We start from the raw sequence: 12,729 nt of genomic DNA, 5'->3' as shown, positions 1-12,729 counted from the left end.
TGAGTATCAAATACTTTAGTAGAAATATGAGCCAGAAAAAATGCCCCAATTGTGGGGAATGGTCAAACTGGACCAACAATTACGAAGATAGATGCGAGCATTGCGGGGAGATCTTGTCTCCTGTGGAGTTAGATCGTCACTCAAAAAAAGAGGCGGAAAAAGACCGACAGGAAAAAGAGTGGATGTTTTACATCAATCCAGAGGACTCTGGATTAACCAAATTCTTTAAGAAATCCGGCAACCTCTTTTACACTGTTTTCATGGCCATCATAACTTTCATCATGTGGCTGATAGCTGCCTTGCCGGGATGATGGATATTTTCAAAACCCCCATTTTCATTTTTGCTTCTATAGCCTTCTGGGTAAATCAATACCTCGAGAAATCTCTGGGAATCTTTATTCCTTTCTACCATGCTTATGGAGATGACTTGATGGCTATGCCTGTAGTTTTTGGAATTTGCCTGCAAGTGATGCGCTGGTTTCATCCTCATAGTAGTCAATTGACTTTTAGCACAAAGCAGGTAATGATTGGACTGGCGTACTTTTCAATAGTTTTTGAAATTGCTCTGCCGCTGATCTCAAAGACTTATACTGCTGACCCGCTTGATGTGCTTTGCTATGGAGTTGGAACGCTTGTGTTCCTAAAATTTATGAATAAACCTGTTCCCCAATCCAAAAAATCCCCGGCGCTTTAATCGTAGTAATTCCCTCTGGCACTTCCAGCATCGTCACATAAGTAATCGGCAGGATCAATTCCCCATTTTCATTTTGAATCTGCACTGGCATCCCTTCTTTGCCGTGAATATGGATACTGCTTTGCGCAAACCACTTCTTGAATTCACCGGATTTGACAGGATAATATTTCCAGTCACCATCAAGAATTGTCACGTTGATCTGTTCTAGTGGGCCATGAAGCTCTAGCACTTCTACATGTGAGATTCCTACCAAATTCGCGGCTTTATGATCCGTGGAAATTAGATAATCAAGTCCAGTTTGCAGATATGCCTCATCTACTGTGTTGATGAATTTCACTGGATATTGCTCTTCCAATAAATATTGATTTTCTGCTTCAAATGACTCCGAAGCTAAGATAACATCGATTTTAATTCCCCAGCTTAAAACTTGATCAAGTACGTTTTCGCTCACAAGTACCGTTGGAACCCATTCTAAAAGAGGAGAGACTTGATCAAAGCTTATCTGACCCACTTCCAAAATAAGCACTGCCGGCTCCTGTTTATCTTTAACGAAATGATGAGAGGACATTAAGATTGGATTTTACGATAAAATTCAAACGCATTTCTGTAGGCTAGGTCTTCCAGGTTTTCAGCGCTTAATTTGTCTTCCATACTTTTCAGCAGAGAAGGGTATTTCCCCGCATTCTCCACTAGTGGAAAATAGAAAGGTATACGTGATGGATCTCCAAAATCCTTGGTATAAAAGTAATCTGCACCAAAGCAGATGGATTTTTCTCCCCCAATCTGGAAGCCATGAAATATATGATCAAATAAACGCTCTGGGACTTCTGGATCCAGAAATGCTCTAAGAAAATTCACACCAATTATTCCTCCTCGATGAATAATTTCCTTTGCAAATTCATTGGTCAAATTACGTGGATGATTCCAAATTTCCCGGAAATTAGAATGACTGGCAATCACTGGAATATCCAACTTATTGCCATCAATATGAGTCAAAATCCCCTCAGCTAGCATGTCAGAAGTGTGGGATAAATCTATCGGAATCCTTCTCCCAGCCATATAATCCAAAAGCTTTTTTCCATCATCCTTCAATCCTATTCCTTTGGTGTAATTTCCTCCACCAAAGCGATTTTCAGTATGATGCGTGAGGCTGATATAGGCAAGAGATGTTACTTTCTCTAAAATAGCATCGAACTGCTTGTAGATCTCACCCCAACTCGCATCTTCATTTCCGAAACCAGCTGCATTTTCTACAGCAGCTTTGATCCCAATCCGGTTTTGTTTGTCCCAATTCTCTAAAAACTCTGCGTCAGCAAAGGCTAAATCACTCTCAAGTTTCTCTAATAATTCAGAGAAAATCTGAGCCTGTCTCTTTGCCAAATCCATACTTTCTGGTCTCACGTCTGTGTAGATGGCTAAAATCTGCATCCGTACATTTCCTTCTTGAAGCCAAGGAATAGCGCATGCGATTTCGCCTTTTTCGTAAGGATTTGCACTAGGAATTTTTGCCAGATAGGACAGCAAATCACAATGTGTATCGATTATGGGGAGGCTCATCATTTTTGGGGGTTATGGCAAAGTAAGCCAAAAAAACGTATGTTTTTTAATACTTTTAGGGTGTATTACTAGGATAGTAATCATCAAATAGATTTTTAATTTCACCAGAAAAATAAGCAATATGGCCATAGCTCAACCGTTCAACTTCAAAAAATGGATCGATGAAAATAGACATCTACTCAAGCCACCTATTGGAAACCAACAGGTGTACAAAGGCAATGATGACTTCATCGTCATGGTCGTAGGTGGTCCAAATTCCAGAAAAGATTATCATTCCAATGAGGGAGAGGAGTTTTTCTACCAAGTGGAGGGCGATATCGTGCTGAAGGTAATAGAAGAAGGCAAGCCAAAGGATATCAATATCCGGGAAGGCGAGATTTTCTTATTGCCTGCCAAAGTGCCGCATTCCCCTCGTCGCCCGGCTAATACCATAGGTTTGGTGATCGAGAGGTACAGAAGACCTGGTGAAGTGGATGGGTTTATTTGGCACTGTGAAAACTGCGGGGAAAAGCTTTATGAGGAGTTTTTCGAAGTAACAGACATTGTCACCCAGCTGCCTCCCGTGCAGGAGAGATTCTGGGGAAATCCAGAGCACACGACATGCAAGAATTGCGGAACAGTAATGGAAAAGTGACATGATGCCGGATGCCTGATGACCGATGTACCGTCAAAGCTAGCTTTGAACAATTCCTAGGTTGTTTTTGTCTTTAACGCATCTAGTTAAAAGATTATGTAAATCCTCCTATGCAGCAGTTAAGGCTAAAATGTGCCTAGATTAGAAGCTAAACACTTGAATTGAGGCCACATCGGCCACCCGTCTCCCAGTCTGTTATCCAAAGAGAATAATGGTACTGGCATTATTGAGGATAATCATAGAAAAGTTCTATAACCCAAATATTTCAAAAATGAATTACCAATATTCAGCTGAATTTGCTCGTGAAATGGATGAGAAAGATCCTCTTTCACATTTTCGGGACAGGTTTCTTTTTCCTAAGGTAGATGGAAATGATGCCATCTATCTCTGTGGAAATTCGCTGGGATTGCAGCCCAAATCAGCTAAAGATTATATAGTCAAAGAATTGGCAAACTGGGCTGAAATGGCAGTGGATGGGCATTTTCATGGAGAAGATGCTTGGATGTTTGTTAAGCAAAAATCAAAACCAGCTTTAGCTGAAATCGTGGGAGCTCATGAGCATGAAGTGGTAGCCATGAATAACCTTTCCGTAAACCTTCATTTGCTGATGGTTTCATTTTACCAGCCAACTAAGGGGCGCTATAAGATCATCGTAGAAGCAGGAGCTTTTCCCTCAGATCAATACATGCTGGAAACTCAGGTGAAATTTCATGGCTTAGATCCAGAGACAGCAATCGTGGAGCTTAGTCCAAGAAAAGGTGAGCATACGCTTCGTACCGAGGATATTTTGGCAGAAATAAGAAATCAGGGTGATTCCCTGGCGATGGTGAATATGTCGGGTTTGCAATATTATACCGGGCAGGTTTTTGATATGCAAGCAATTACGGCTGCGGCTCATGAAGTAGGAGCTTATGCGGGATTTGACTTGGCTCACGCAGTGGGAAACGCACCTCTGAGCCTCCACGATTGGGATGTGGATTTCGCTACCTGGTGCAGTTATAAATACATGAATTCAGGCCCAGGAAACGTTTCAGGGGTATTTATCCATGAGCGTTTTGCGGAGCGCCCAGATATGAATCGTTTTGCTGGCTGGTGGGGACATGATCAGGAGCAGCGCTTCAAAATGGAAAAGGGATTTATCCCTATGCATGGGGCGGATGGTTGGCAACTTTCCAATTCAGATATCATAGGTTTGGCTGTTCATCAGGCATCCTTGGATATTTTTCAGGAAGCAGGAATGGCGAATTTAAGAGCAAAATCTGAACAACTGACAGCATATTTAACCGATTTAATTGAAGAAATCAGTGGAAAATCAGGGGTTTTGGAAATTATTACTCCTAAAAATCCTGCGGAAAGAGGCTGTCAGTTATCTTTGCTGATTCATCGCGGAGGCAAGGCCGTTTTCGATGAATGGTATAAACACGGAGTCGTGGGAGACTGGCGCAATCCAAATGTGATTCGCTTGGCACCTACACCGCTCTATAACAGCTTCCTAGACGTGTTCCGATTTGCACAGATTTTGGAACATTCTCTGAAGAAATTCGCTTAAAGGAAGCGTGGATAAAACAATCCAAATGGAAAAGAACCAAGTTACCGTATTAGGAGCCGGATTAATCGGATCCCTTATGGCTATATATCTGAAACGTCAAGGCTTAGAAGTGGATGTCTACGACAAGAGGCCTGACAAACGTAAATCAACTTTCGAGGAAGGCAAAAGATCCATCAATATGGCGCTTAGTCACCGCGGTTGGAAGGCATTAGAGGAAGTTGGATTGAAAGATAAAGTGATGCCTTTGGCTATACCTATGTATGGTCGCAAGGTTCATGATGAACATGGAGTAACTACGTTTATTTCCTACGGTAAAGAAAACCAAGCAATATATTCGCTTTCTAGAGGAAAATTTAATCAGCTCTTAGTAGAAGAAGGTGAAAAGCTTGGTGCAAATTATCACTTCGAGCATAAATGCCTAGAAGTAAATTTCAATTCACAAGAAATTACATTCCAAACACCATCAGGAGAAGATAAGATTAAAGCTCCAATCTTATTTGGATCTGATGGCGCATACTCATCGCTTCGATTAGCGATGCAAAAGCAAATCCGCTTCAACTATAAGCAGGAATACATCACGCATGAATATAAGGAGCTAACAATACCCGCAACTGCTGATGGAGAGTTTGCGATGGATCCAAATGCCCTACATATTTGGCCTAGAGGCAAGTTTATGCTAATTGCCCTTCCAAATCCTGATAAGACGTTTACTTGTACTTTGTTTTTACCACATAGTGGTACCAAAGTATGTTTTGACAAAATCAATGACGAGCATGACCTGGAGATCTTGTTCTCCAATTACTTTGATGATGCATATCAGTTGATGCCAGACTTAATGACGGAGTTTTTTGCTAACCCAACTTCGGCGTTGATTAATGTGGAATGCTTCCCTTGGGTGCAAGGAACGAGTTTATTGATGGGAGATGCAAGTCATGCGATGGTTCCTTTCTATGGTCAAGGCATGAATTGTGGCTTCGAGGATTGCTCCATTTTGAATGGTTTGATCGATAAGTTCGGGACGAACTCCTGGGATTTGGTTTTTGAGAAATTCCAGAAAAAGCGTAAAGTAGATACAGATGCTATCTGCCAATTGGCGATGGAGAATTTTGAAGAAATGAGTGATTCTGTTGCCGACCCAAAATTTATCCTTCGGAAAAAAATCGAGGCTAAACTGTATGAATTGTATCCAAATGATTGGGTTCCGTTGTATTCTATGGTGACTTTCACAGATATGCGATATTCTGAGGCTTATGCCCAAGGAAAGCTGCAGAACGCAATAATGGATAAAGTCATGGCCGATCCGCTAATTACAGAAAACTGGAATAAACTCGACTACGAGGATATTATCTATAAAATGGAAACAGCTAAGGCGGTCTAATCAGATCGCTTTTTTTGTATTTAACCACGGAGCGCACAGAGGTTTCGCAGAGGTCACTGTTTTCCTAATTTAAATTCTGGAAGGAAATGCCCTAGGAGGGCAATTAAATAGTTTTGTTCAAGTCTTCAGACTTGGACCTAGATTGCTTCCGCCGATGTTCGTGTCACACGAACAGCAATTAAATGCCATCTCCAAAAAAAATGTTGAGATATGAGAGAGGTTCTTCAATTTAAATAGGATGTCTTTGCAAAAAATGATATAGCTTCTGGAGAAGCAAGATAACAAAAAACTCTTCTTGCGCTCTCTGCGAGACCCTCCGTGCACTCCGTGGTTAATCAAATGTCAAAAAAAGGCGCTGATTTCTCAACGCCTTTGATTTTTATAAAACCGTCCTGAATTGCCTCAGGAATCGCACATCATTTTCCGTAAATAATCTCAAATCCTTGATCTGATATTTCAGCATCGCGATTCGCTCTATGCCCATCCCGAAAGCAAAACCGGTGTATTTTTTGGAATCAATTCCACAGTTTTCCAAGACATTAGGATCTACCATTCCGGATCCGCCGATTTCAACCCAGCCGCTGCCTTTGCAGACATTACAGCCTTTGCCTCCACAGATCAGGCAGGTGATGTCGATCTCTGCACTAGGCTCTGTAAATGGAAAGTAAGATGGTCTAAAACGTACTTTGGTTTCCTTACCAAACATCTCTTTAGCGAAGTGATAAAGGGTGTTTTTCAAATCTGCGAAACCTACATTCTCATCCACATACAATCCTTCCACTTGATGGAAAATACAATGTGCCCGAGCCGAAATGGCTTCATTTCTATAAACTCTTCCAGGAGAAAGGGTACGAATCGGAGGTTTCTGATTTTCCATCACTCTCACCTGTACAGAAGAAGTATGCGTTCTTAGCGCGATATCAGGGTTTTTCTCGATGAAGAAAGTATCCTGCATTTCACGAGCCGGGTGATTCTCAGGGAAATTCAGAGCAGTGAAATTATGCCAATCGTCTTCAATTTCCGGGCCTTCAGAAAGGTTGAAACCGATTCTCTCAAAAATATCGATAATACGCTGACGGGTAGCAGTCAGTGGATGGATTCCTCCCAGACTTTGATTGGAAGGAGGAAGGGTCAAATCAATATCGGCAGATTTTGACTTCTTATTTGCTTGATTAACTTTCTCGATCAGCTCCTGGAATTTCTCCTCAGCCAGTTGCTTTACGCCATTGACCAACTGTCCATAGGCTCTTTTCTCATCATTTGGCACTTTTCCCATGCCTGCAAAAAGCTCACCCACCACAGATTTTTTGGAGATATACTCCATTCTATAGGCTTCCAATTCTTCTGGATTACTGGCATCTGCTGCCGCAATAGCAGTTTTGATCGCTTCGATTTTCTCTTGGTACATGGGATTCAAATTATTCGATGGGCAAAGCTACCAATTTTGAGGTCTTTTGGAAAGCTTGAAGGCTGACTTTAGGTTTTGAAAAGCTAGAAAACTATACGCTGATAAGTCTATTGAGCAAAAGGACTGAAGATAAAACAAGGACTGAAGTTCCGTTGATCTCGTAAATCCAATATCGTAATTCATAATTTTCTCCACCTCACTAAATCCAATCTCTCAGTACCTCCCGTATCTCCTTCCAAATAAGAAACCAAAAAAAATCATCAAACTAACAAGATCATGAAAATTCAAAATTTCTTCAAAGTGGCTTTAGCAGCCTTCATTTTTCTTTCTGCAAACCTGGCTTTTGCTCAAATGGAAAAAACAAAAATGGTAGGTGGAGCAGAAATGTATCCTTCCAAAAACATCGTGGCAAATGCAGTGAATTCTGCAGATCACACCACATTAGTAGCGGCGGTAAAAGCAGCAGGCTTGGTAGAGACACTACAAGGAAAAGGTCCATTTACTGTTTTTGCACCAGACAACATGGCTTTCGATAAGCTTCCTTCTGGAACGGTAGAGACACTTTTGAAGCCAGAAAACAAGGCTACACTTCAGGGAGTTCTTACTTACCACGTAGTAGCAGGTAAAATGGGATCCAAAGAAATCGCAGCTGCGATCAAAAAAGGAGATGGCAAAGCTGTACTTACTACAGTTCAGGGCGGAAAATTGACTGCTTGGATGAAAGGTAAAGACCTTTACATCACTGACGAAAACGGTGGACAATCTAAAGTTACTATTGCGGATGTATGGCAATCAAATGGTGTGATCCACTCTGTTGATACCGTGGTTCTTCCTAAAATGTAATAGTTGCTTGTTACCCAATTGCAAAGCCGGTTCCGAAAGGGGTCGGCTTTTTTTGTGATTTTTTTTAACCGCAAAGAACACAAAGGTTCGCAAAGTGTATTGAATACGAGCTTACAAAAGCTCCTCAGGAATATCAAAAACTGCTATCCCTGGATCTTCGTCTGTGGTCAGTCCATAGATTTTGCCAAGGGCTTCGTCCACAGCTATTCCCCTTATTGATATATCAAGTTCAATTTTGGCTACCATTTCACCTTTCTGAGAAATTATATATACTGTTTCAGAATCTTTACCTGTTAATTGTATTTCCTGTTGACTTTGTCCACTGTAGAGAGCATAAATAAGATTTTCCCCAACTGAGATATCTTTATACCCATATTTTTGATCCATTGAAATCACCAAGGTTGAATTTGATGCTGATCCGGAAATAATCGCAGGCGGAAGTTCCAATCGCGGACCATCTACAATAGTAAATGACTTGGTTTCATAATCAAAGACCTCTATTCTATCACGATACAAACTGGCTTTAACGAAAACTTTTTTTGCCGAATTTGATTTCAGCTTTCCTTTATTATAGGTGCTTAAAAGAAAATTGTCCATTTCTGGTCGCTCAGGAATTTGCTGCCATTCACCATACCCTGCAAGACGATTACCATCAAAGTCAAACTCGGTCAGTTTATTTGGACTATCTGCCATCAAACCTAGAAATGTGCCATTATTAGTCAGATAAATAGTATATGCTAGGACCATATTTTCAGGTTGTCGAAACTCTCGAATTGATAATCTTGATGTATCGAATAGATTAAATTGAGACATTTTTTTACTCATCACCGCATTAATCCAAAAAGTAGAATCAGATAGTCCAGGGTCGAAGATGTCGGAGTCTGAGATTTTACCTGGCCCCTCGCCAATAATTCCTTTGGAGGAGTAAAGTGAAAGAGGGTTTTTTCTAATTATATGAATCAAGGGTTTATCCGAAGAAATCCTGTAGCTCTCCTGAATGATTAAAAACTCGCCTTTCTGGTCAATCTTTCTAGGATTAAGTATTTCAGGAAAGTAAACTTTTTCCCCTTTGAGTTGAAATATAGGTTTACCATTCCTTTCAAAATCGAAATTAGTATAAGGTTCATTATTGGTACATCCCCATATACTCAGGATGAGGGTTAAAAGTAAAAATGTAAGTGATCTTTTCATTCGAATAAGTAAGTAAACACTTGAAAATAGGATTCACCTGATTAACTTTTTAAGGAATTAATTATAGCCAGATATCTAAAATAAAGGCAACTCCCATACAGAAAAGCCCTCCGGTAAGTAATTTTTTAATCCTTCTCATTATTACGAATTTTTAGTGGTTAATAATTAAAGTAAAGTGGTCAAAATCCAAAATACTTTTTCAATAAGCAATTTCTTGAGTGATTTCCATTTCCCCAAAAGCTCCTTCGGTATCTGAAAAAAAACAAACCCTGGATGTTCATCGGTGGTCAGTCCATAGATTTCATTGGTCTCTTCATTTATGGAAATTTAAGAAATAGACCTGTCTAGTCTTAATAGCCATATTTTTCACCCTTGGAGATCAATAACCAAACTGTGTTCTCTGTGTCAATCTCCGCGCACTCAGCGGTAAAAAACTCCACAAAAAAACCGACTGAAATTCTCCAGCCGGTTTGAGGATCTTTAGATCTCGAAAATCCTAAATCAAAATTCGTAATTCAACTCTTACCATGTTCTGCCGCCTCTAGGAGGTCCGCCTCTCCACGGTTGGTCTGATTGCTCAGGTTGTTTGAAATTACCCAAGATATACGTGAAGGTCAGCAAGCCATAGCGAGTCAGGACGTTGGTGTAAACATCGGAAATAGACACATCGGAGATTGAACGTGAGATGCTGTTGTTCTGATTAAGCAAATCGAAAATGACCACTTTTAGCTCAGCTTTGTTGTTTTTGGCAAATCTGTAACCAGCTTCCATATTCCAAAGCCAAACTGACTGATCAAATCCTTCAGAAAGTCCGCTATACAAGCTATTGCTAACAGTATTTCCCATAAACAGCTTTCCGTCATTTGGTGAGTAATACAAGCGAAGATTTGACTCTTGAACATAATAATTGTTCTCTAAGGCCGCCTGTAAGCTTGAATTTACAATAGTATAAGTACCTGTAGTGCTAATTGTAAAATCTAAGTTCTTACTGATGTTGGAAGTAAAGGTGATTCCCTGACCCAAGTTGATGTTGTCATTGATGTTTTTCTCACCGTTGATCATACCAGGAGATCTGTTAAATCCAATACGCGTGTTCAAGTTCATATTGGTTTTGATTCCCTTTAAAGGCGTACCATAGCTCACAAAAACAGTACTATTCATAGCCCCATCCAAATTGACAGGCATGGAGATTTGCCCGCCTGGACGTAGTAGAATTTCGTTATTGATCAAGGTATCCTGAGAAGCAATATAGGTACTGTTACCGATGTTATTCTTAGTAGTAGATAGGTTTACAAACATGAAGAAGCTTTTATTTTTCTCCATATTGAATCTACCGATATTGGCGAAAATGCTGTTCTGATAGCTCTGAGCAAGATTAGGATTACCTACGCTAAGGTTCAGTGGGTTTTGATTATTTACCACATTCTGAAGCTGGCTTACAGATGGTTCATCCGTGCTGGTTCTATACCTCACCCGAAAGTTCATGCCAGTCTCTCTATTTCTGTAACTGACACTTGCGCTTGGCAGTAGATTGTTGAAATCACGTACGAATACCCCTTCTGTTGGGAAAAAAGCCTCATTATCCAGTTTGGCATATTGATAATCCAGGTTTGCACTCAAATTCCAACCAGAGCTATTGTAAGCATAGCCAGTTCGTAGCCTCTGAGTAATGAATTTGTTGTTAAATTCATTACTCAATGCGGTATCCAATACTGGAATATTTTCAGCGTTTAGGACTCTGGTTTTTTGATCGGAATCAGTTTTATTGTTACCGACCTGATATCCTAGTGTTGCTATAGACTTTTCGCTAAGCGGTTCAGTTAAGGTTGCATTTACTCTGTAATTGAATCCCTTGGATAGCAGATAAGTTTCTTGTAGGGTCGTATCTAATTGATTTCTACGATAGTCTTCACTAGCGGCAGAAAGCTCCGAGTTTTGGTCTCTATTGCTCCAAGATGTATTGATGTCAGTAGATAGCGTCCTGCCTTTTTTATCAAACTTGTATCGATAAGTAATGTTATTGCCGAAACTGTACGAGCTGTTAGTAGCATTGGTAATCGAGCGAAGTGAAGAAAGGGAATCCGTACCATTCGCTAAAGTCAATGCGTCTCTGTCATTAAATGTGTTGCTAGTCTGAAATGAAATATTCGGGGTAATGATCAAGGAATTTTTCTCATTTAGATCTGCTTCGATTCGGGCATTTGCTCTGTGATTGAAGTTTTCCACTGAATTGATCAGGTTTTCCTGATAATTCTGTGTAGTAGTTTCATTAATTACCGTCTGGCGATTTGTGATCTGTCTTAAGGTATTTTGTGTGTTGTTGAAGAAATAACTACCTGTGAAATTGACTTTAGAACCCCATTTGTCACTGTAGTTCAATCCCATAGCATTGGTAGTAATTGTCCCGATATCATTTCCTCCATAGAAATTGTTACCTCCTCCGCCAAAACCTCCGCGGCCTCTTCCTCCTCCTCCTGAATTAGCATTTACACCTGCTAGGTCATCACTGGAGAAGTTTTGCTGATTGATATTGTTAAATAAGCCCAAAATGGACATTCTTCTATCCCCGTTGAAAAGGTTTAAACTTCCACCTGCATTATATCTATCATCGGTCCCGTAGCCAGCATATCCTCTTCCGAATTGTCCATTTTTTCTATCCTCTCTCAAGATAATGTTGATCGTCTTGGTATAAGTACCATCATCAAAGCCAGTCAATCGACTTTGGTCTGATCTCTGATCCAATACTTCCACTCGATCAATAGCATCTGCTGGCAAGTTTCTCAATGCTATATTTGGGTCAGATCCGAAAAATTCTCGCCCATCAACCAGAATTTTCTGAACGTTCTCTCCCTGGGCTTGCACCTGACCATTTTGGATGGTAACACCTGGTAATTTTCTCACAAGATCTTCTGCCATGCCATTTTCTTTTGTCTTAAATGCACTGGCATTGAAAGAAGTAGTGTCGCCTCTCATTTCTCCCAATGGACTTTGACCTTCGATAATGACTTCGCCTAAGACCTGAGCATCTTCCACTAAGGTCAAGACTCCCAATTCCACTGGCTCCCTTCCTGTATGTACCTTAGAAATTGTCTCGTATCCGATAAACTTAATTTCGATTTTTACCGAAGGTATTCTTGGTCTAGCGATTTCAAACATTCCTTTTGCATCAGTTACCGTCCCTGCCAAAAGTGAATCAGTAACGGTTTTGATCAGGACATTGGCTCCTGCCATGGGAGTGTTGGTGGCACCATCCATGACGGTACCAGTGAATTTTCTCTCCGGACGATCTTCTCCTGTAGGTCTCTGACCGTAGGCTGTATAGCTAAATAATAGGCTAAAAATCAGAACTATAACTGGGTAGTGTTTTTTCATAATTATGCGAATTTCTACCACTTTGACCGATAAGCAATATCAAAGGTTTATTCTGCATCTTAAGAAAAATAAGAATGGATGTTGAAGCGGATAAATGGTATAA

11 protein-coding genes are annotated in these 12,729 nt (G+C 40.4%); 6 read left to right on the top strand and 5 right to left on the bottom strand.

The window, feature by feature from the left end; all coding sequences use genetic code 11:
* Positions 1-26 precede the first annotated feature (26 nt).
* Positions 27-311, top strand: a complete 285-nt coding sequence (locus LV83_RS01295) for a class I tRNA ligase family protein (protein WP_111609708.1) — start codon at positions 27-29, stop codon at positions 309-311.
* Complete coding sequence (locus LV83_RS01290) at positions 284-694, top strand: magnesium citrate secondary transporter (RefSeq protein ID WP_245946966.1); 411 nt, start codon at positions 284-286, stop codon at positions 692-694. The genes LV83_RS01295 and LV83_RS01290 overlap by 28 nt, the downstream gene beginning before the upstream one ends.
* Here the strand turns inward: LV83_RS01290 and LV83_RS01285 are convergent.
* Positions 648-1,262, bottom strand: coding sequence for a thiamine pyrophosphokinase (locus LV83_RS01285; RefSeq protein WP_111609706.1), 615 nt, complete (start codon positions 1,260-1,262; stop codon positions 648-650). The two genes, LV83_RS01290 and LV83_RS01285, sit on opposite strands and share 47 nt — an antisense overlap.
* Positions 1,262-2,251, bottom strand: coding sequence for a dipeptidase (locus tag LV83_RS01280; RefSeq protein WP_111610096.1), 990 nt, complete (start codon positions 2,249-2,251; stop codon positions 1,262-1,264). The genes LV83_RS01285 and LV83_RS01280 overlap by 1 nt, the downstream gene beginning before the upstream one ends.
* Positions 2,252-2,372: 121 nt before the next feature.
* Here LV83_RS01280 and LV83_RS01275 point away from each other — a divergent pair, with 121 nt between their 5' ends.
* The 3 genes from LV83_RS01275 to LV83_RS01265 all read left to right on the top strand — a co-directional run bounded on the left by LV83_RS01275 (position 2,373) and on the right by LV83_RS01265 (position 5,812).
* Positions 2,373-2,885: a 3-hydroxyanthranilate 3,4-dioxygenase gene (locus tag LV83_RS01275; protein ID WP_111609705.1), complete on the top strand. Its 513-nt coding sequence runs from the start codon at positions 2,373-2,375 to the stop codon at positions 2,883-2,885.
* A 271-nt stretch (positions 2,886-3,156) separates the two neighbouring features.
* Positions 3,157-4,434 (top strand): kynureninase, encoded by a 1,278-nt coding sequence (kynU, locus tag LV83_RS01270; RefSeq protein ID WP_211320441.1) that lies wholly within the window; start codon positions 3,157-3,159, stop codon positions 4,432-4,434.
* A gap of 25 nt (positions 4,435-4,459) precedes the next feature.
* The gene (locus LV83_RS01265) at positions 4,460-5,812 is read left to right on the top strand and encodes an FAD-dependent oxidoreductase (RefSeq protein WP_111610094.1); all 1,353 of its coding nucleotides are present in this window, start codon (positions 4,460-4,462) and stop codon (positions 5,810-5,812) included.
* A 379-nt stretch (positions 5,813-6,191) separates the two neighbouring features.
* Here LV83_RS01265 and LV83_RS01260 read toward each other — a convergent pair whose 3' ends face one another.
* Positions 6,192-7,220, bottom strand: a complete 1,029-nt coding sequence (locus LV83_RS01260) for a phenylalanine--tRNA ligase subunit alpha (RefSeq protein WP_111609704.1) — start codon at positions 7,218-7,220, stop codon at positions 6,192-6,194.
* Positions 7,221-7,496: 276 nt separating this feature from the next.
* Between LV83_RS01260 and LV83_RS01255 the strand changes: the two genes are divergently transcribed.
* A complete protein-coding gene (locus tag LV83_RS01255; RefSeq protein ID WP_111609703.1) occupies positions 7,497-8,063 on the top strand; it encodes a fasciclin domain-containing protein in 567 nt (188 codons plus the stop codon).
* A gap of 111 nt (positions 8,064-8,174) precedes the next feature.
* On the opposite strand, the gene LV83_RS01250 is transcribed toward LV83_RS01255, so the two are convergent.
* Both LV83_RS01250 and LV83_RS01245 read right to left on the bottom strand, forming a co-directional pair.
* Positions 8,175-9,254 (bottom strand): BF3164 family lipoprotein, encoded by a 1,080-nt coding sequence (locus LV83_RS01250; protein WP_111609702.1) that lies wholly within the window; start codon positions 9,252-9,254, stop codon positions 8,175-8,177.
* 522 nt (positions 9,255-9,776) lie between these two features.
* Positions 9,777-12,626 (bottom strand): TonB-dependent receptor, encoded by a 2,850-nt coding sequence (locus LV83_RS01245; protein ID WP_111609701.1) that lies wholly within the window; start codon positions 12,624-12,626, stop codon positions 9,777-9,779.
* Positions 12,627-12,729: the final 103 nt, after the last annotated feature.

Origin of the sequence: Algoriphagus yeomjeoni (assembly GCF_003259505.1) — a bacterium.
Taxonomy (GTDB): domain Bacteria; phylum Bacteroidota; class Bacteroidia; order Cytophagales; family Cyclobacteriaceae; genus Algoriphagus; species Algoriphagus yeomjeoni.
Note: the sequence above shows the minus strand (reverse complement) of the source record. Positions and strands in the feature narration are given on the sequence as shown.